This window comes from Arthrobacter sp. CAN_A212, from assembly GCF_015752345.1.
Taxonomy (GTDB): Bacteria; Actinomycetota; Actinomycetes; order Actinomycetales; family Micrococcaceae; genus Arthrobacter_D.
In genome coordinates this window covers 100,896-118,954 of record NZ_JADOUT010000001.1, presented here as the reverse complement: position 1 = coordinate 118,954, position 18,059 = coordinate 100,896, and the positions used below count along the sequence as shown (strand labels likewise).

At 61.7% G+C, this 18,059-nt stretch carries 22 protein-coding genes; 18 read left to right on the top strand and 4 right to left on the bottom strand.

All coding sequences use genetic code 11. The features are described from left to right. Nucleotides 1-21 precede the first annotated feature (21 nt). The 16 genes from rpsH to IWX64_RS00500 all read left to right on the top strand — a co-directional run bounded on the left by rpsH (nt 22) and on the right by IWX64_RS00500 (nt 10,311). On the top strand, nt 22-420 hold the full coding sequence (gene rpsH, locus IWX64_RS00575) for a 30S ribosomal protein S8 (RefSeq protein ID WP_019481506.1): 399 nt from the start codon (nt 22-24) through the stop codon (nt 418-420). A gap of 24 nt (nt 421-444) precedes the next feature. Continuing rightward, nucleotides 445-981, top strand: coding sequence for a 50S ribosomal protein L6 (gene rplF / locus IWX64_RS00570; RefSeq protein ID WP_171583907.1), 537 nt, complete (start codon nt 445-447; stop codon nt 979-981). Nucleotides 982-983: 2 nt separating this feature from the next. Further along, complete coding sequence (rplR, locus tag IWX64_RS00565) at nt 984-1,367, top strand: 50S ribosomal protein L18 (protein ID WP_019481508.1); 384 nt, start codon at nt 984-986, stop codon at nt 1,365-1,367. A gap of 29 nt (nt 1,368-1,396) precedes the next feature. Then, nucleotides 1,397-2,113 (top strand): 30S ribosomal protein S5, encoded by a 717-nt coding sequence (gene rpsE, locus IWX64_RS00560; protein ID WP_196865236.1) that lies wholly within the window; start codon nt 1,397-1,399, stop codon nt 2,111-2,113. Next, nucleotides 2,113-2,325: a 50S ribosomal protein L30 gene (gene rpmD, locus IWX64_RS00555; RefSeq protein ID WP_196865235.1), complete on the top strand. Its 213-nt coding sequence runs from the start codon at nt 2,113-2,115 to the stop codon at nt 2,323-2,325. Before rpsE ends, rpmD begins: the two co-directional genes overlap by 1 nt. Continuing rightward, nucleotides 2,325-2,819 carry a 50S ribosomal protein L15 gene (rplO, locus tag IWX64_RS00550; protein WP_196865234.1) on the top strand — a complete coding sequence of 165 codons (495 nt, stop codon included), beginning with the start codon at nt 2,325-2,327 and terminating at the stop codon, nt 2,817-2,819. Before rpmD ends, rplO begins: the two co-directional genes overlap by 1 nt. A 194-nt stretch (nt 2,820-3,013) precedes the next feature. Further along, on the top strand, nt 3,014-4,327 hold the full coding sequence (gene secY / locus IWX64_RS00545) for a preprotein translocase subunit SecY (RefSeq protein WP_026040899.1): 1,314 nt from the start codon (nt 3,014-3,016) through the stop codon (nt 4,325-4,327). Further along, on the top strand, nt 4,324-4,896 hold the full coding sequence (locus tag IWX64_RS00540) for an adenylate kinase (protein WP_196865233.1): 573 nt from the start codon (nt 4,324-4,326) through the stop codon (nt 4,894-4,896). Before secY ends, IWX64_RS00540 begins: the two co-directional genes overlap by 4 nt. Nucleotides 4,897-4,903: 7 nt before the next feature. After that, entirely contained in the window at nt 4,904-5,728 is an 825-nt protein-coding gene (gene map, locus IWX64_RS00535; RefSeq protein WP_196865232.1) for a type I methionyl aminopeptidase, read from the top strand. A gap of 207 nt (nt 5,729-5,935) precedes the next feature. Next, complete coding sequence (gene infA, locus IWX64_RS00530; protein WP_019481515.1) at nt 5,936-6,157, top strand: translation initiation factor IF-1; 222 nt, start codon at nt 5,936-5,938, stop codon at nt 6,155-6,157. A gap of 73 nt (nt 6,158-6,230) precedes the next feature. Beyond that, nucleotides 6,231-6,344, top strand: a complete 114-nt coding sequence (rpmJ, locus tag IWX64_RS00525) for a 50S ribosomal protein L36 (protein WP_024475611.1) — start codon at nt 6,231-6,233, stop codon at nt 6,342-6,344. A gap of 172 nt (nt 6,345-6,516) precedes the next feature. Further along, on the top strand, nt 6,517-6,894 hold the full coding sequence (gene rpsM, locus IWX64_RS00520) for a 30S ribosomal protein S13 (RefSeq protein ID WP_171583914.1): 378 nt from the start codon (nt 6,517-6,519) through the stop codon (nt 6,892-6,894). A 161-nt stretch (nt 6,895-7,055) separates the two neighbouring features. Next, complete coding sequence (gene rpsK / locus IWX64_RS00515) at nt 7,056-7,457, top strand: 30S ribosomal protein S11 (RefSeq protein WP_019481517.1); 402 nt, start codon at nt 7,056-7,058, stop codon at nt 7,455-7,457. Between the two features lie 168 nt (nt 7,458-7,625). Continuing rightward, nucleotides 7,626-8,636 (top strand): DNA-directed RNA polymerase subunit alpha, encoded by a 1,011-nt coding sequence (locus IWX64_RS00510; RefSeq protein WP_171583915.1) that lies wholly within the window; start codon nt 7,626-7,628, stop codon nt 8,634-8,636. 64 nt (nt 8,637-8,700) lie between these two features. Continuing rightward, a complete protein-coding gene (gene rplQ / locus IWX64_RS00505; protein WP_196865231.1) occupies nt 8,701-9,354 on the top strand; it encodes a 50S ribosomal protein L17 in 654 nt (217 codons plus the stop codon). 24 nt (nt 9,355-9,378) lie between these two features. Next, nucleotides 9,379-10,311: a tRNA pseudouridine synthase A gene (locus IWX64_RS00500; protein WP_196865230.1), complete on the top strand. Its 933-nt coding sequence runs from the start codon at nt 9,379-9,381 to the stop codon at nt 10,309-10,311. Between the two features lie 13 nt (nt 10,312-10,324). On the opposite strand, the gene IWX64_RS00495 is transcribed toward IWX64_RS00500, so the two are convergent. After that, a complete protein-coding gene (locus IWX64_RS00495) occupies nt 10,325-12,070 on the bottom strand; it encodes a sensor histidine kinase (RefSeq protein ID WP_334683034.1) in 1,746 nt (581 codons plus the stop codon). 170 nt (nt 12,071-12,240) lie between these two features. Between IWX64_RS00495 and IWX64_RS00490 the strand changes: the two genes are divergently transcribed. Further along, nucleotides 12,241-12,996, top strand: a complete 756-nt coding sequence (locus IWX64_RS00490; protein ID WP_196865229.1) for a response regulator transcription factor — start codon at nt 12,241-12,243, stop codon at nt 12,994-12,996. Between the two features lie 32 nt (nt 12,997-13,028). Here IWX64_RS00490 and IWX64_RS00485 read toward each other — a convergent pair whose 3' ends face one another. Together IWX64_RS00485 and IWX64_RS00480 are read right to left on the bottom strand one after the other, a co-directional pair. Next, nucleotides 13,029-13,412, bottom strand: a complete 384-nt coding sequence (locus IWX64_RS00485; protein ID WP_196865228.1) for an Hpt domain-containing protein — start codon at nt 13,410-13,412, stop codon at nt 13,029-13,031. A gap of 255 nt (nt 13,413-13,667) precedes the next feature. After that, nucleotides 13,668-14,312 carry a prepilin peptidase gene (locus tag IWX64_RS00480; protein WP_312883943.1) on the bottom strand — a complete coding sequence of 215 codons (645 nt, stop codon included), beginning with the start codon at nt 14,310-14,312 and terminating at the stop codon, nt 13,668-13,670. On the opposite strand from IWX64_RS00480, the gene IWX64_RS00475 reads away from it, so the two are divergent. Further along, nucleotides 14,305-17,169 carry a bifunctional diguanylate cyclase/phosphodiesterase gene (locus IWX64_RS00475; RefSeq protein WP_196865227.1) on the top strand — a complete coding sequence of 955 codons (2,865 nt, stop codon included), beginning with the start codon at nt 14,305-14,307 and terminating at the stop codon, nt 17,167-17,169. The two genes, IWX64_RS00480 and IWX64_RS00475, sit on opposite strands and share 8 nt — an antisense overlap. On the opposite strand, the gene IWX64_RS00470 is transcribed toward IWX64_RS00475, so the two are convergent. Then, complete coding sequence (locus IWX64_RS00470) at nt 17,161-18,039, bottom strand: type II secretion system F family protein (RefSeq protein WP_196865226.1); 879 nt, start codon at nt 18,037-18,039, stop codon at nt 17,161-17,163. The two genes, IWX64_RS00475 and IWX64_RS00470, sit on opposite strands and share 9 nt — an antisense overlap. Nucleotides 18,040-18,059 lie beyond the last annotated feature (20 nt).

Sequence of the window (18,059 nt, the reverse complement as noted above, 5' to 3'; positions counted from 1 at the left end):
CGAGGAAGGGCAAGAGCCCACATGACAATGACAGATCCTGTGGCAGACATGCTGACACGTCTGCGCAATGCAAACTCCGCATACCACGACACCGTGAGCATGCCATATAGCAAGCTCAAAGCTCGCGTCGCCGACATCCTGAAGGCTGAAGGCTACATCGCGGGCTGGAAGGAAGAGGAAGCGGAGGTCGGCAAGAAGCTGACCATCGACCTCAAGTTCGGTCCTGAGCGCCAGCGTTCAATCGCCGGCATCCGCCGCATCTCCAAGCCCGGACTGCGCGTTTACGCGAAGTCCACCAACCTGCCGCACGTACTGGGTGGACTTGGTATCGCAATCCTGTCCACGTCCTCCGGACTGCTGACAGACCGCCAGGCATCCAAGAAGGGCGTGGGTGGGGAAGTCCTCGCCTACGTCTGGTAGCCGGAACAGAGAAGGAGTAAACACATGTCACGTATTGGACGTCTCCCCATCTCCGTTCCCGCGGGTGTTGAGGTAAAAGTCACCGGTAACCTGGTGTCCGTCAAGGGAGCCAAGGGGGAGCTGAGCCACACCGTGCCCAGCCCAATCCTGGTTGATCTCGACGAGAACACCCTGACCGTCACCCGGCCGAACGACGAGCGCGAATCGCGTTCGCTCCACGGCCTGACGCGCACGCTGATCTCCAACATGATCATTGGTGTCACCGACGGTTACAAGAAGAACCTCGAAATTGTCGGCACCGGTTACCGTGTGCAGGCAAAGGGTTCCGATCTGGAGTTCGCACTGGGCTTCAGCCACCCGGTAGCCGTCAAGGCACCGGAGGGCATCACTCTGACCGTTGAGGGACCTACCAAGGTTTCCGTCTCCGGCATCAGCAAGCAGCAGGTCGGCGAAGTCGCCGCAAACATCCGCAAGCTGCGGAAGCCGGACCCCTATAAGGGCAAGGGCGTGCGCTACGCAGGCGAAGTTGTTCGCCGTAAAGTCGGAAAGTCTGGTAAATAATCATGGCTATCAGCATTAACAAGAAGCGAAGCTCCAAGAGCAAGTCCGCCCAGCGTGGACGCCGCCACCTCCGTGTGCGTAAGCGCATCACCGGAACAGCGGTCCGCCCGCGTCTGGTAGTCAACCGGTCCGCACGGCACATGTTCGTTCAGGTTGTCGACGACGGACTGGGCGTCACGGTTGCTTCGGCATCCACCCTCGAAGCGGATCTCCGAGCATTCGACGGTGACAAGACCGCCAAGGCCAAGCGCGTGGGCAACCTCGTTGCAGAGCGTGCCAAGGCCGCTGGTATCGAAGCAGTCGTCTTCGACCGCGGCGGCAACAAGTACCACGGCCGCATTGCCGCCATCGCAGATGGCGCCCGCGAAGGTGGGTTGGCACTGTGACCGAGGAAAACAACGCAAAGGAACCTGAATTGAGTACAGGTACTGAACAGCCTGCTGCTACAGCTCCGGCTGCAGAGGCACCCGCAACGGCAACTGCCGACGACCGCAAGGGTGGTGCCCGCGGAGAACGCGGTGGCCGCAACAGCGGCGCCGGTGGCCGCGACGGAGGCCGTGGCGGTCGCGACGGTGGCCGTGGTGGCCGTGACGGCGGTCGTGGAGACGACAAGGACAAGTTCGTCGAGCGCGTCGTCGCCATCAACCGTGTATCCAAGGTGGTCAAGGGTGGACGGCGCTTCAGCTTCACCGCCCTGGTTGTCGTTGGTGACGGTAACGGCATGGTCGGCGTCGGTTACGGCAAGGCTAAGGAAGTTCCATCAGCCATCGCCAAGGGCGTTGAAGAGGCCAAAAAGTCCTTCTTCAAGGTCCCCCGCATCGGCGGCACCGTTCCTCACCTGGTACAGGGTGAAGCGGCTGCAGGCGTAGTCCTGCTTCGCCCGGCCTCCCCAGGTACCGGTGTTATCGCCGGTGGCCCGGTGCGCGCCGTACTGGAGTGCGTCGGTATCCACGACGTGCTGTCGAAGTCACTCGGCTCCTCGAACGCCATCAACATTGTTCACGCAACCGTTGACGCCCTGAAGCGGTTGGAAGAGCCCCAGGCAGTAGCCGCCCGTCGCGGGTTGCCACTGGACCAGGTCGCTTCCTCGTCGATGCTGCGCGCAATGCAGGAACAAAAGGCAGGTGCGTAATGGCAACTCCCAAGCGCGTGTTAGTAAGCTCAGCGCAGCTTCAGATCACCCAAACCAAGTCCGCCATTGGCGGCAAGCAGAACCAGCGTGACACGCTGCGGTCCCTCGGCCTGAAGCGTATCGGACACACCGTTGTCCGTACCGCCGACGCCGTTACCGTTGGCATGGTCAACACGGTTCCGCACCTCGTGAAGGTTGAGGAGGCCAACTAATGGCAGAGAAGAATGTGGCAGCAGCCACGGTTACTGCGGACTCGGAGCGCGTTCACGCGCTCAAGGTCCACCATCTGCGTCCAGCTCCCGGAGCCAAGACCGCCAAGACCCGTGTGGGCCGTGGCGAAGGTTCCAAGGGTAAGACCGCCGGTCGCGGTATGAAGGGTACGAAGGCCCGCTACCAGGTCAAGGCAGGCTTCGCAGGTGGACAGCTTCCCCTGCACATGCGCCTTCCCAAGCTGCGCGGTTTCAAGAACCCCTTCCGGGTCGAATTCCAGGTTGTCAACCTGGACAAGATCTCGGAGCTGTACCCCAACGGTGGCGAGGTGTCAGTCGAGAGCCTGGTTGCCAACGGTGCGGTTCGCAAGAACCAGCCCGTGAAGGTACTGGGCACCGGAGAGATCACCGTCAAGGTTGATGTCACGGTGCACGCCTACTCAGCTAGCGCTGCAGAGAAGATCACTGCAGCTGGCGGTTCGGTCACCGGACTTTAGGTAGATCTGCTGTGATCTACCCGATCTAGCAACTAGACTCTTGGTGGGCCGGAAGATTCCGGCCCACCAAGAGTTTTTTTACGGCCATATTGCCGCACCGAGTTGCCCCCGGGTCCAATGCACCGGGTTTCAACCGTTAGACTCGGTTGTTGAGTATCTGTCCGCCATGGACACCAAGACCTTCAGGAGGACGCTTGCTTAGCGCTATTGGCCGGGCTTTCCGGACGCCAGACTTACGGCGCAAGCTGTTGTTCACGCTGGGAATCATCACAATTTTCCGCCTGGGTGCTTTCATCCCCGCGCCCGGTGTTGACTACGGCAACGTCCAGCAGTGTTTGCAACTGGGCAACACCGAGGGCGGGCTCTACGAGTTCGTGAACCTTTTCAGTGGTGGTGCACTCCTCCAGGTATCCATTTTTGCTCTGGGCATCATGCCCTACATCACCGCGAGCATCATCACCCAGCTGCTCCGCGTGGTGATCCCGCGTTTCCAGGAACTGCATCAGGAAGGCGCGCAGGGCCAGTCCACTCTGACCCAATACACGCGTTACCTGACGATTGCACTGGCCCTGTTGAATGCGACCACCCTGGTTTCCCTGGCCCGATCCGGTGCGCTGCTGGGCGACTGTCCGGTGCCGATCATTCCTGATGACAGCATCATTACCATCCTGCTGCTGATCCTCACCCTCACCGCTGGCACAGGCCTGATCATGTGGATGGGTGAACTGATCACCGAACGCGGCGTCGGCAACGGCATGTCCCTGCTGATCTTCACCGCCATCGCTGCAGGCTTCCCCACCTCGCTGGGCGAAATCCTCCGGACCCAGGGCTGGACCGTCTTTGTGGCAGTGATCGCCATCGGGTTGGTCGTCGTCGCCCTGGTGATCTTCGTCGAACAGTCGCAGCGGAGAATCCCGGTGCAGTACGCGAAGCGTATGGTCGGCCGGCGCACCCTCGGCGGCAGCAGTACTTACATTCCCATCAAGGTCAACATGGCCGGGGTTATCCCGGTCATCTTCGCTTCGTCGATGCTGTACCTGCCCAGCCTGATTGCGCAGTTCAATACGCCAACCGATGGGCAGACACCGCCACCGGAATGGGTCAACTTCATTACCACCTACCTGGCAAACGGGGACCACCCGCTTTACATGGCGCTGTACTTCGCCATGATCGTGTTCTTCACCTACTTCTACGTAGCGATCACGTTCAACCCGGACGAGGTCTCCGAGAACATGAAGAAGTACGGGGGGTTCATCCCGGGCATCCGGGCTGGCCGGCCGACGGCCGAGTACCTGCAGTATGTGCTGTCCCGGATCACTCTCCCCGGCGCCCTCTACCTCGGCCTGGTAGCACTGATCCCGTTGATCGCCCTGGTGCTGATCAACGCCAACCAGAACTTCCCGTTCGGCGGCGTCTCAATTCTCATCATGGTGGGCGTTGGACTCGAGACGGTGAAGCAGATCGACGCTCAGCTACAGCAGCGTCACTACGAAGGGTTGTTGCGATGACACGCATGCTCATAATCGGTCCTCCCGGATCCGGTAAAGGCACACAGGCGGCGCGGATCTCCGAACGGCTCGGGGTCGTAGCAATCTCCACGGGAGACATCTTCCGGGACAACGTCAAGCGCGAAACACCTCTGGGGCTGGAAGCCAAGAAGTTCATGGATGCCGGAGATTTCGTCCCCGACAGTGTCACCAACTCAATGGTCCGCGACCGGTTGAAACAGGCTGACGTCCGTGACGGGTTCCTGCTCGATGGCTACCCCCGGACTGCCGCGCAGGTGACCGAGCTCGACGACATCCTGCAGCAGAACGAAGTGGCCCTGGATGCGGTCCTGCAGTTGACAGCTCCTGACGAGGAACTGGTCCGCCGGCTTACCAATCGTGCGCAGCTCGATGGACGCAGCGACGACAACGAGGCCGTCATCCGTCACCGCCTGGACCTCTACCACGGGCAGACGGAGGGTGTGGTGTCGCAGTATGAAGGACGCGGCATCGTCAGGCGTGTCGACGGCATCGGGGAGATCGACACGGTTACCGAGCGCGTGGTCAGCGCACTGAACGGTTCGCGGTAACTTGTCGATGTTCCGCCAGCCTAAGGTTGAGTACAAGAGCAACCAGCAGATCCTCACCATGCGCAAGGCGGGACTGGTTCTTTCGGCGGCTCTGGACGAAGCTATCGGCGCGGCAGCGGTAGGTGTCACTACCGGTGAACTGAACGCAGTCTTCGCGGACGTTCTCAAGTCGGCTGGTGCCACCTCCAATTTTCTTGGCTACCACGGTTTCCCGGCGTCCATCTGCGCCTCCGTCAATCATGAAGTGGTCCACGGTATCCCCGGGGACTATGCGCTTCAGGATGGCGACATCCTCTCCATCGACGGTGGCGCAGTAGTGGACGGCTGGCATTCGGATTCCGCACGATCGGTTATCGTCGCTCAGCCCCGGCCCGAAGATCAGCGTCTCTCCGACGCCACTGAGTCCGCCATGTGGCACGGCATCGCTGCTCTGGCCAGTGGGCGCAACGTCGGCGACGTCGGCAATGCGATCGATGACTACGTGAGCGGGCTTGAGGGCGCACCACTGGGTATCCTGCAGGACTATGTGGGACACGGGATCGGCACCCAGATGCACCAGGCGCCTGACGTTCTGAACTACCGAAGCGGACACCGGGGCCCTAAAATCAGACCCGGGCTGTGCCTTGCGATTGAACCGATGCTGGTCCTCGGTAGCCTCGAGACAACCCTGCTCGACGACGATTGGACGGTCGTCACGACAGATGGCCGCCGCTCCTGCCAATGGGAGCACACGGTGGCGGTGCATGACCGTGGCATTTGGGTTCTCAGCGCAGCCGACGGTGGTGCTGCAAAGCTTGAGCCGCTGGGGGTCACACCCGTTCCGCTGTCCTAGTGGTTCAGCCGCCGGTCGCAGATTTAACATTTCCCCAGCGGTAGCGTAGAGTTGCCTGTTGGTTGTCTCTACTCGTGTGCCCATTTCGGGCGCCCACGCCTGCACAAATCGGGAAGTCCGGTTCTGGTGCTGAGGCGGAAGTAAGCCAACAATTACCATTCCATTCGTTCATCGTGCAAGCGGTGGGCATAGACGTTAGCGGAGGATATGGCCAAGAAAGACGGTGTCATTGAGATTGAAGGCACTGTGAACGAGGCTCTGCCCAACGCGATGTTCCGCGTTGAGCTGGCCAACGGTCACATTGTCCTTGCCCACATCTCGGGCAAGATGCGTCAGCACTATATCCGGATCCTCCCTGAGGACCGGGTGGTAGTGGAGCTTAGCCCCTACGACCTCACCCGAGGTCGTATTGTCTACCGCTACAAATAAGGAATTCTCCCATCCTGCCTCAGGGTAGGGAGTGTAGTTACAGCACAATCTGCAAACAACGCAAAGGAAAACCATGAAGGTCCAGCCGAGCGTCAAGCGGATCTGCGATAAGTGCCAGGTGGTTCGCCGCAAGGGCAACGTACTCGTGATCTGCGAAAACCCGCGCCACAAGCAGCGTCAGGGATAGTTCTTCTCCTTTCGAGAAGAGCCCCGCACGCAGCAGCAGTACATCCATAAAGGCAGAGCAGTTCCCCTCGCTTGAGGGGAGCACACCCCCGGGCACGGAGGCCGGGGAGCTGAAAACCTCAGCAGGCCGCTCTGTTTCAGACCTCCAGTATCACCAAAGGAGAACCGCCACTATGGCACGTCTCGCTGGCGTAGACATTCCCCGCGAAAAGCGGGTAGTGATAGCGCTTACCTATATCTATGGCGTGGGCAAGACCCGTGCAGACCAGACGCTCGCAGAAACCGGGATCAGCCCGAATACGCGTGTCAAGGACCTCACTGACGCGGAGCTGCTGCAGCTTCGTGACTACATCGAAGTCAACTACAAGGTCGAAGGTGACCTCCGCCGTGAGGTAGCTGCCGACATCCGCCGGAAGGTGGAAATCGGAAGCTATGAAGGCATCCGGCACCGCCGCGGTCTTCCAGTGCGCGGACAGCGCACGAAGACCAACGCGCGTACCCGTAAGGGCCCCAAGCGCACTGTAGCCGGCAAGAAGAAGGCCGCGCGCTAGTTCCCCACTGGCTCCCTAACCTGACTCGCTAGCGCTCGTCCGGCCAGGGAACCCTCGCCAGCGGAGGCCCCTGTTGTAGGGGCTTATGGTTCTAGCCAGCCGCTTGCTCGCCAGACCTTCAGGTCCCGGCACCTCACCCATCACCTTTCGTAGGAGAAGCAATGCCCCCCAAGACTCGTGGAGCGGTACGTAAGCCGCGTCGCAAGGACAAGAAGAATATCGCGCTTGGACAGGCGCACATCAAGAGCACCTTCAACAACACCATCGTGTCCATCACGGACCCGTCAGGAGCAGTCATTTCCTGGGCCTCCGCTGGTGAAGTTGGATTCAAGGGCTCTCGTAAGTCGACGCCGTTCGCCGCGCAGATGGCAGCCGAGGCTGCTGCAAAGCGTGCGCAGGAACACGGCGTCAAGAAGGTCGACGTTTTCGTCAAGGGCCCAGGCTCAGGTCGCGAAACGGCTATCCGCTCGCTGCAGGCCACCGGCCTGGAGGTTGGCTCCATCCAGGACGTCACCCCCAGCGCCCACAACGGTTGCCGGCCTCCGAAGCGTCGCCGCGTCTAATTAGCTTTTCCGGCGTCGAATGCCGCTCTGAGGGTGATCCCGGTCCCGGGATCATTCCGGGGCGGCGTTCGACACCGATCCTTAAGCTAATAAGCGTTGCTTGCTAGCTGTCCCTTTCCACCATTTGTGTTGCGTCATATAGCGGATGCTCCCTGAAAGGAAATGTAAGTGCTTATTGCACAGCGCCCCACCCTGACTGAAGAAGTCGTCGCCGACAACCGCTCGCGGTTCGTCATCGAGCCGCTTGAGCCCGGTTTCGGCTACACCCTCGGAAACTCACTCCGCCGCACCCTGCTCTCATCGATCCCGGGTGCAGCTGTCACCAGCATCCGCATCGACGGTGTGCTGCACGAGTTCACCACGGTTCCGGGTGTCAAGGAAGATGTCACTGAGATCATCCTGAACATCAAGAATCTGGCTGTGTCCTCCGAGCACGACGAGCCAGTCGTTGCCTACCTGCGCAAGCAGGGCCCCGGCGTCGTCACGGCAGCGGACATCGCGCCTCCAGCAGGTGTCGAATTCCACAACCCGGATCTGCACATTGCCACCCTGAACTCAAAGGGGAAGTTCGAGCTCGAACTGACCATTGAGCGTGGACGCGGTTATGTGTCGGCGTCCCAGAACAAGTCCGGTGACTCCGAGATCGGCCGCATCCCGGTCGATTCGATCTACTCACCAGTCCTGAAGGTCACCTTCCGGGTTGAAGCAACCCGTGTTGAGCAGCGCACCGACTTCGACCGCCTGATTGTCGACGTCGAAACCAAGGACGCCATCGCCCCCCGCGATGCCGTCGCTTCGGCCGGTACCACCCTGGTGGAACTGTTCGGTCTGGCCCGCGAGCTTAACACCGCCGCTGAAGGCATTGAGATCGGCCCGTCGCCTACTGACGCTGCCCTGGCAGCCGACATGGCGCTCCCGATCGAAGATCTTGAGCTGACTGTTCGTTCGTACAACTGCCTCAAGCGCGAGGGTATCCACACCGTGGGTGAGCTCGTTGCCCGCTCCGAGGCAGATCTGATGGATATCCGTAACTTCGGTGCGAAGTCCATCGACGAGGTCAAGGCCAAGCTCGTTGAGCTGGGCCTGTCCCTGAAGGATTCCCCTCCAGGGTTCGACCTCGCGGCTCGCGCAGCAGCCATTGAAGAGGACGACGCCGCGTACAGCGACGAAGAGCTCTAACAATTTAGAACGACCTGTCCGCCGCTCCTAGCGGCGGACAGGACCACTTAGAGGAGAAACAATCATGCCCACACCAACAAAGGGCCCACGTCTCGGAGGCGGTCCGGCGCACGAACGCCTGATGCTCGCCAACTTGGCCGCCTCACTGTTCGAGCACAAGCGCATCACCACCACGGTGACCAAGGCGAAGAGGCTTCGTCCCTACGCCGAGCGCCTGATCACCTTCGCGAAGAAGGGCGATCTCGCCTCACGTCGTCGCGTCCTTGGCGTCATCAGCAGCAAGAGCATCGTCCACGAGCTGTTCACGGACATCGCTCCGGCCGTTGCCGAGCGCGAAGGTGGCTACACCCGCATCACCAAGATCGGCAACCGCAAGGGCGACAACGCTCCGATGGCTGTCATCGAACTGGTTCTTGAGCCAATGTCAGCGAAGCAGTCAGTCGTTGCAGAAGCTGAGCAGTCCAAAGCCAACGCAGCTACTGCCGCACCGGTGAAGGCCGACTCGCCTGAGTCAGCCGACTCCCCGGATTCACCTGAGTCAGCCGACTCTCCGGATTCACCTGAGTCAGCCGACTCTCCGGATTCACCTGAGTCAGCCGAATCAGCACCGTCGGCCGAAGAGGTCGCCGCTGAAGACACGAACGTCAGCGCCGAGGCCGGCGCCGACGAGGTTGTCGTCGTTGAAGAAGGCACCACCGAGGACGACGGCAAGAAGTAATTCTTCCGCCGCTTGGTAAGTACCGTGATTGAGCAAAAGCCCGCTGTCCCTGCTGTGGATGGCGGGCTTTTGCGTGTCCGGCTAGACCTGGCCTACGACGGGGCGCACTTCTCTGGGTGGGCGGTACAGCCCGGGTTGCCCACCGTTCAGGGAGTGATCGAGGCTGGGCTTCAGACCCTGCTACGCAGACCCGGACGGCTGACCGTCGCGGGACGCACCGACACCGGCGTCCACGCCCGGGGCCAGGTGGCGCACGTGGATCTCACGCCTGAGGAGTGGCACGGACTCAGCAGGGGCAAGGAGATGACACCGGAAACCGCAATGCTGCGGCGGCTTGGCGCTACAATCAGCCGCGAACTGGAAAAATCGGACCGGCAGCGTCACCAGGTTCCGGCCGTCGTCGTCCGGAAGGTCTCCCTTGCCCCTCCCGGATTTGATGCCCGGTTCTCAGCGCTGTGGCGCCGCTACAGTTACCGGATCGCCGACCGGCCCGAGCTGCGGGACCCGTTGGTCCGCGGGGTCACCCTCTGGCACCCCGAAGAACAACAGGTTCAGAGACTGAACGACGGCGCACGGCAGCTTCTTGGGCTGCAGGACTTCCGGTCCTTTGTGAAACCCCGACCCGGGGCGACGACAGTCCGTGAACTGCAGCGATTCGATTTCGAACGAGTCGAGGACGGAATCATCACCGTTGCCATCCAGGCCGACGCGTTCTGTCACAACATGGTGCGTGGATTGATCGGATCGGCCTTGCGTGTGGGCGCCGGAGAGAAGGAGCCGTCCTGGCTCCTTGAACGGCTGAACGCACGCAGCAAGGAAGCCCGCTCGGTGCTTGCCGCTCCCCACCCGTTGATCCTCGAAGAGGTCCGCTATCCCGACGACGCCGTTATCGGGCTACGGGCCGAAGAGACCCGCGCCCGGCGTGCCGGCACAGTGGTCGTTTTTCCTGATCGCTGATGCACCGAGGGGCTCAGGAATGCGAGGCGGCGGCCGTCGCAGTGTTGGCGACAGTGGTGGGAAGGGTGACGGTGAAGGTGGTCCCGATGCCTGGGGCGCTGGAACACCTGATAGTCCCGCCGTGTCCCTCGACGATCGCCTTGGTCACCGCCAGCCCCAGCCCGACGCCGGGAATGGCTGCCTCGCGGGCGCTCCGGGCGCGGAAGAAGCGGCCGCAGACGAGGCCGGCCTCGCGCTGCGTCATTCCAATGCCGTTGTCCTGAACTTCAACCTGGATGGTGTCCTCACCTGCGTGGGCACGGATAACGATTTCGCCGCCACCGGGGGAGTATTTGATCGCGTTGGAGAGCAGGTTATCCATGACCTGGCCCAATCTCAGCGGGTCGGCGATGACCCACAGCCGGTCGGGGAGCTCAGTCACCAGAGTCACCCCAGCGACGTCGGCATGGGCGCGGGCGGAACGCAGCCTGGTGGAGATGAGCTCTGACAGTTCGGTGGATTGCGGATGGATACTCATGGCGGCGGTGGTGGATGAGAGGAGATCGGACACGAGCACCGACAACCTTTGTGCGTTCCTCCGGGCGACCACGAGTGACTGATGCGCCGACGGAGACAGGCACTCTTGGGATTCCAGGACCAGATCCAGGTGGCCGATGACCGAGGTTAGGGGGGTACTGAACTCGTGGGTCACATTCGCAACAAAGTCTTCCTTGACCGTGAGTAAGCCAACCAGTTCAGTCACATCGTTGAAGACGATGACGGATCCGACGAGATTACCGTTCGTATCGGTCATTGGTCGTGCAGCAGTCGAGACTGCCCGCTGGGCTTCCCCTTCGCCGAGCCAGAGCAGGTTGTTGGAGAACGACTCGCCGTTGACTGCGCGGCGGATCGGATGCCTGGAGCCGGGCAGCCGGGCAGCACCCTTGCTGCCCGAGAACGGGAGCACGTCCTCGTCCGTCGAGTCCGACGGGTCCGCTACCTGGTGGAATAGCTGTTGTTGCCGGTTCGAAAGGAGCGTCCTACCCTCCGCATCGACCGCGACCACCCCGACGCCAACCGTGTCCAGGATCGTGGCGAGCAGCCGTTCGCGATTCCCGCTCTCAGCCTCCAGAACACTGACCGCCTGGTTTTTCCGGTCCAGCTCCACCCTTTGCCGGATGACGCGCATGCTGAGGATGTGCATGGTGAGGAAGGTGGCCAACATCATTGTCGGAAGAAGCAGAGTCTCAACGGCGCGGGAACTTGTCATGGAAAAGGTGGCGAGCTGTGGGAAATGAATGATGAGATAAGGCGCAACGAAGCTCATGACAGCGGCGACAAAGGTAATACGTCCGGATGCGGCAAGCCAGATCACGGGAAAAACAGCCAGTGTGCCCAGGCCCGGCAGATCCTCGTAGGCGCCGTTCCTGCATAGTCCGATGGCGACAAAGTCTATAAACGGGACAGCGAGCACGGCCCCGGCTGGCAGGCGCTCCCAGGGCGTCACCAGGCATGCAGCGAAGAGCAGCACAATCATCACAAAGCCACCGAGAAAAAGTTCGCTTTGAAGAATTCCTGGATTCGATAGCGGTGCCGTGCCAGCGATCAAAACCACACATAACGTCAGCGGCAATTGGTAGAGCGCCGTCTTCCCGCGCAGGCTGAGATGGCGCTCGAACTTTCCGTCACCAAGGAGCCAAAAAGGCTCTGTCGTTTGAGGCTCGCTGAAAAGTTTCTGCTTAGGCGCAATTTCGGCGTCCCCGGGCCGTAGGCGATGCATAGGCCTATTATCCTCCCCGATAAGCAGAGCGATAGCCACCATGGGGGATTAGTTTCAAGTGTGAACGAGTGTGCTGGGAGGCAAAGATGAGTATTGTGACATGAAAGGTACGTCATGGATGACACGCCACCACCACAGGCCAGGTTCGAGTGAAGACGAGGGGATGACATATGAGCGATCCCGGAGTAGCAGTTGTCATCGAGGACGATGATGATGTGAGGAACCTGCTCGATGCGGTTCTTACGCAGTCAGGTTTCGAGGTTCACTCGGCCGGCCTCGGGCGCGACGGGGTTGAGCTTGTCTCACAACACGGCGCCACCATCGTCACTCTCGACGTAGGGCTTCCGGACATTGACGGGTACGAGGTGCTGCGGCGCATCCGGGCCACCAGCGACTGTTACGTGCTGATGCTCACCGCCCGCACCGACGAACTCGATACCCTCACGGCACTGCAATCCGGGGCCGACGATTTCATCACCAAACCGTTCCGCCCGCGGGAGTTGAGGGCCCGAATAGCCGCGATGCTTCGCCGGCCACGTGACCAGGGACCGGTCGGCATGGGAGCGGCGCCCCAGGAAACTCTCGACAGTGAATCGGGGCTCCTCAAACACAACGGGCTGACCCTCAACCATGAGACGCGGACGGCAAGCCTCCCCGGCACCACACTCAGCCTGACCCGAAGCGAATTCGATTTGTTGCACGACCTGCTGCGCAGTGGTGGAGCGGTTCGTACCAAGGCCAACCTGGTGAGGGTGGTACGCGGACACCACTACCGGGACGATGCCTTCATCAGTGACGCAGACGAGCGGGCGGTGGAAGTCCACATGGGAAATCTGCGCCGGAAACTTGGCGAGGATTCGCGGGAACCAAAGTGGTTGCTCACCGTGCGTGGCGTTGGCTACCGTCTCGCGCCCAGCCAGGACTGACTGACGGGAAGATCTTCAGGTGCGTCCCGGACCTAGCCGTTGGTTTCAGCCTCCCGGAGAAGAGCCTCGATGGTTTGGAGCGCGCAGGAATGTAGGCGAGGCAACAATGCGGCAGCCGCGGGGTACTCGTCGACTCTGATCAGGTTTTCCAGGTCAGCTGCGAGGTCGGCGAGCCGGGAGGCTCCCACCATGGTCGCCGTCGTCTTGATACTGAGGATGGCATCGACGGCGGCTACGCCACTGTGGTCCTCAAGATCGGTGGTCAGGCGCAGGTACCTGTCGTCCCAGGCGTTGACGAAGTCGAGTACAAACGATTTCAGAGCCGTGGGGTTGTCGATGTGATCTCCGAGGAGAGCGAGGATCTGGCGATCAACCAAGGGTAGTTCTTCACGCTCCGGGACGGTCACCACACGCATTTCGCGGAATCCGCCGCAGACGCAGCCACCGAAATTACCATGATCACCGCCTGACGCCCGGCGTATTCTGTCTTCAACATTTCATTAGAATACGTTCGAAGTGCCCGTTGGGGATGGCAGTGCCCAGACCCTGCGCAAAAGCTTCGCCATTCCTACAGATGGTGCGTATCCACCACCGCTCTTAGCGTGGGGACAGGTCCTGATCGCGAACCAGCACGCCGTCGTGAAGCTCCACCAGAGGACCTGCACGAGTGGTCAGGCGAATCCCACGACCCCGGCGAAGCAGGCCATGAGCATTGGTGGCCCGAACGGGAATACCGAGCGGCGGGACGCCTTCTGTGCAAGGAGCAGGAACACGCCGATCAGAGCCCCGAGCACAAAACCCCCCAGCACCGTCACCGTCCACGCGGTCATACCTGCATAGCCACCGTAGAGTCCCAGGACTGCGGCGAGTTTCACGTCGCCCATACCGAGGCCCCCGGGGGAGACCAGGGCCAGGACCAGATAGAGGGCGAACATGGCGGCACTGCCGACGATCGCCCCCGCTAACCGGTCCCATTCGCCTGACACGAGGCTGGCGAGCGTGAACAGGACCAGTGCGGTAACGCCGAAGGGCAGCAGAAGCGCGTTCGGCAAAAGACGGGTGCGGAGATCCACGACCCCCAGCACCACCGAGAAAACAGGGAGTGCCAGAAAGGCCGGGGTGGCGGGGGACCACCCGAGCCGCCAGAACACCGTCGCGCACAACACAGCGGTTATCAGACCAGTCCATTGCCTCACCGCAGGGGGAAGGTCCAGCACCGATCGCGGCAGGACCACGCGCCCCGATTTAGTGTCCCGTTGCCGCTTCATTCCCCCATTATCTACTGGTGCGGTGGCATAGGCTGTGATGATGAGCACGCACCGTCCCCCGGTCTCGCCCGGGGGCAAGCCGCTGACTCGGGCAGAGCCGAGGTTGAGCGAGACCCTGGATGCTCTGCCGGTGGCTGTGGCCCTCCTCTCGGCACACGGTGTGATCACCGAAGTCAATCGGGAGTGGGAAAGATTTCCTCAGCCCTTCGATGAGATCGGAGGGGCCCACGGAGCGGGTGAGTCCTACACCGCGGCGTGCGACGATGCCGCAGTACGCGGGGATGATGCGGCGATAGCGGTCTCCCGCGGCCTGCGCACGGTCTTAGCCGGGGACGAACAGAACCTGGCCCTGGAGTATCCAACGCGCGGCGGTGAACGCTGGATTCGGACCCGGATCTGCGGGATCGACGGCGGCGGACTGCTCGTCACCCATATCGACATTTCGCGGCAGATGCTTGGGCAGCAGGAAATATCCTTTCAGGCGTCGCTGCTGAACGCGGTCGGGCAGTCAGTGATTGCCATTGATCTGAATGGCAGGATTTCCTTCTGGAACGATGCCTCAGTGGGGATGCTGGGCTGGAATGCAGGGGAGGCGGTGGGCCGACACTTTGCCGATCTCGCCCTCTTTGAGAGCGGATCCAAGGCGGCAGCGATCATCTCCCAGGTCGCCGCCGGCGGGACTTGGTCAGGCGAGCACTGGACGAAGCACCGCAGCGGGCGCCGGTTGTCGGTTTACTCCACTGTCACGCCGCTGTATGGCTCCCGGGGCGAAGTGATCGCGGTGATCGATGTGTCCACTGACACCACCGAGTCCCAGCAAGCCGAGGCAGAAATGGGTCGCCTGTCCAGCCTCGTCGAATCGTCGAATGATGCAATCAACGGTGCCACTCTCGACGGTATCATCACCAGTTGGAACTCAGGGGCCGAGAAGATGTACGGCTACTCGTCGAAGGAGGCCATCGGGAAGAGCGTCGCGATGTTGTCCCCGGTGGAGCGTTCCAGAGCGGATGAGGAGCTGCGCGACCGGCTGCGCCGTGGCGAAGCGGTCATGGGCCAGTACGTCCGGGGAATGCGCAAGGACGGCACGCTGATGGATGTTTCCCTGACGTTGTCGCCCATGTATGACGCGTCGGGTCAGCTGATCGGATCGTCGGCGATTGCCCGTGATGTTACGGAGCTGAACAATCTGCGTGCGGCCTCCGAACTGGAGCGGGACAGGCTGGCCGCTGCCCAGGAGATGGCCCATGTGGGCTCGATCGAATGGGATGCAGGCTCGGGTCGTGTCTGGTGGTCCGACGAGTACTGCCGGATCCATGGGATCCCGGTAACGTCCGCAGGTGCGCGGGAACCACTGGTACAAGCCGTCCATCCTGCCGACCGCCGACGCGTGGTCCAGATCTGGGATGAATTGATTGCCTGCGGGGGGCCGGTCGACTTCACCTATCGGGTCAGGACGCCCGAAGGGGAAACGCGGTGGGTGTTCGCCCGCGGCACCCTGGAGAGGAACAGCGACGGCGGGCCGGTCAAAATGCTGGGAACCGCGATGGACATTACCGAGCGCAAGCTGAGCGAACAGGCGCTCGAGCGGCTGGCTTTCCGTGACCCGCTCACCGGGCTCGCGAACCGTGCGCTGCTCACTGAGAGCATCGACAGGGCGCTCTCCCACTGTGCCCTCCGGGGTACCCGGGTGGGATTGCTCTTCCTCGACGTCGACCGGTTCAAGGTGATCAATGACGGTCTGGGCCATGCGGCGGGCGACAGTCTTCTGGTCCAGCTGGCTGCCCGCTTACAGCACGCGGTGCGCCCCGACGACACCCTGGCCCGCTTTGCCGGTGACGAGTTTGTGATCGTGTGTACGGACCTGACCGAAGAAAGTGCGACGCAGCTCGCCCGCCGCATCCGGACCGCGGTGCAGCTGCCGTTCGAATTGCTGGAACGGGAGGTGTTTGTCGATGTGAGTATCGGGATCGCGATCTCGGACGCGGACGACACCCCTGGATCACTCCTGCGCAACTCGGACGCCGCGATGTACCGGGCGAAGGGGAGTGGCAGGAAGAAGGCAGTTCTCTTTGACGAGGCGATGCATCGGCGGGCTGAACTGCGCCTGGCGGTGGAATCGGAATTGCCCCGCGCCATTGAACGGGATCAACTGAAGATTCACTATCAGCCGGTGGTGGACGTTGCCGGCGGTGAGCCGATCGGATTTGAGGCGCTGCTGCGATGGCAGCACCCGGAGCATGGGCTGATTGGTCCTGACTCGTTCATTCCGGTGGCCGAGGAGACTGGCCAAATAGTGCCGATTGGCCTGTGGGTCCTGAACCAGACACTGAAGCAGGCGCAACTCTGGAAATCCGAAGTGCCCGGCGCAGCCAACTGGCGGATCTCGGTGAACCTGTCCGCGCGGCAACTCCAGGACCCAGGACTGCCCGCCGCAGTGGCTGAGGCGATCCGGACGGCAGGGATCGACGCGGCCGCCCTGGTACTGGAAATCACCGAGTCGGTGCTGATGGGCGACGCCGACCAATCGTTGAGGACCCTGACGAAACTGCGGGGCCTGGGCATCGGGATAGCCATTGACGACTTTGGAACCGGGTACTCGTCGCTGAGCTATCTCCGGCGCTTCCCCGTCACCTCGCTGAAGATTGACCGCTCCTTTACCGAGGGGCTTGGGGGAAGCGATGCGCACGCTGGCCCCATTGTGGAGGCCATAACCGCCATGGGGCGGGCGCTTGGGTTACGGGTGGTCGCCGAGGGGGTGGAAACCGTTGAGCAGCTCAGGGAACTGTCCCTCATGGAGGTCCAATTTGCCCAGGGTTACCTGTGGTCGCCAGCGTTGCCGGCCGACGAGGTGCCCGGATGGTTCGCGGCGCATCAGGTAGGCGCCGCTGAGCGGTCGTTACCCTAGCGTCTCCACAAGCTGGATTGCTGCTGGTCCCATCACCACAATGAATAACACCGGGAGGATGCAGACCATTAGTGGGAACAAGACCTTCACGGGAATCTGCATAGCTTTTTCTTCGGCCCGTTGCCTGCGTTTAAGTCTCATCTCACTTGCCTGCACTCGAAGAACACTGGAAATCGAGATGCCGTACCGGTCGGCCTGGACTATGGCGTTGACGAACTTACGCAGATCCGGCGCATTGGTGCGGGAAAGTAGGGCCGCATAGGCTTCACGGCGTGCCATCCCCAACTGCATGTCCTGGAGGGTCCGGACCAGCTCGGCCGAGAGTGGGCCCTTCCCATTTTGGCCGGCACGCGCCATGGCGGAGTCGAAGCCGAGCCCGGCTTCCACAGCGATGGTCATCTGGTCGAGGGTGTCTGGCAATTCGAGTGCAATGGCAGCCTGACGTTCGGTGCCCTTGCTGTAGACGAGAAGGTCAGGCACGAAATAGGCAATCCCGGTGAGGGCCAATGCGAGCAGGACGCTCCGGGCCCCCGGTGCGCCGCCGACGTAAAGAACTCCCAGAACCGCGGCTGCGATAGCCAGGAGGATTTTGGCGGTGACAAGTCGTTTCAGTGGCCATCCCGCTGGGCGTCCTGCCAGTGCGAGGCGCCGATCGAGCTTCGCGACCAGACGGTCAGGGGTGAAGCGGCTGGCGAAGGTTTCGAGCGAGGAGCCGTTACGCTGCTTCGCCTTTGTCTCATTGGGGAGACCGCGGGTCAGATTGTGCTGGATCTGGGTTCGTCCCGGCGCCCGATGCCCAACGATCGACCATGCAAAGAGCGGGATGGCAGCCACGATGGCCAGAATGCTGAGTGTTACCAATGGCGGCATGTGATCCTCCTTCCAGGAGG

Coding starts and splice junctions, on each gene's coding strand:
- rpsM (WP_171583914.1), top strand. CDS start 6,517: ATGGCACGTCTCGCTGGCGTAGACATTCCCCGCGAAAAGCGGGTAGTG.
- rplR (WP_019481508.1), top strand. CDS start 984: ATGGCTATCAGCATTAACAAGAAGCGAAGCTCCAAGAGCAAGTCCGCC.
- IWX64_RS00540 (WP_196865233.1), top strand. CDS start 4,324: ATGACACGCATGCTCATAATCGGTCCTCCCGGATCCGGTAAAGGCACA.
- rpmJ (WP_024475611.1), top strand. CDS start 6,231: ATGAAGGTCCAGCCGAGCGTCAAGCGGATCTGCGATAAGTGCCAGGTG.
- IWX64_RS00470 (WP_196865226.1), bottom strand. CDS start 18,039: ATGCCGCCATTGGTAACACTCAGCATTCTGGCCATCGTGGCTGCCATC.
- rplQ (WP_196865231.1), top strand. CDS start 8,701: ATGCCCACACCAACAAAGGGCCCACGTCTCGGAGGCGGTCCGGCGCAC.
- IWX64_RS00495 (WP_334683034.1), bottom strand. CDS start 12,070: ATGCATCGCCTACGGCCCGGGGACGCCGAAATTGCGCCTAAGCAGAAA.
- rpsH (WP_019481506.1), top strand. CDS start 22: ATGACAATGACAGATCCTGTGGCAGACATGCTGACACGTCTGCGCAAT.
- infA (WP_019481515.1), top strand. CDS start 5,936: ATGGCCAAGAAAGACGGTGTCATTGAGATTGAAGGCACTGTGAACGAG.
- rplO (WP_196865234.1), top strand. CDS start 2,325: ATGGCAGAGAAGAATGTGGCAGCAGCCACGGTTACTGCGGACTCGGAG.
- IWX64_RS00475 (WP_196865227.1), top strand. CDS start 14,305: ATGAGCACGCACCGTCCCCCGGTCTCGCCCGGGGGCAAGCCGCTGACT.
- rplF (WP_171583907.1), top strand. CDS start 445: ATGTCACGTATTGGACGTCTCCCCATCTCCGTTCCCGCGGGTGTTGAG.
- IWX64_RS00485 (WP_196865228.1), bottom strand. CDS start 13,412: ATGCGTGTGGTGACCGTCCCGGAGCGTGAAGAACTACCCTTGGTTGAT.
- rpsK (WP_019481517.1), top strand. CDS start 7,056: ATGCCCCCCAAGACTCGTGGAGCGGTACGTAAGCCGCGTCGCAAGGAC.
- rpmD (WP_196865235.1), top strand. CDS start 2,113: ATGGCAACTCCCAAGCGCGTGTTAGTAAGCTCAGCGCAGCTTCAGATC.
- map (WP_196865232.1), top strand. CDS start 4,904: ATGTTCCGCCAGCCTAAGGTTGAGTACAAGAGCAACCAGCAGATCCTC.
- IWX64_RS00490 (WP_196865229.1), top strand. CDS start 12,241: ATGAGCGATCCCGGAGTAGCAGTTGTCATCGAGGACGATGATGATGTG.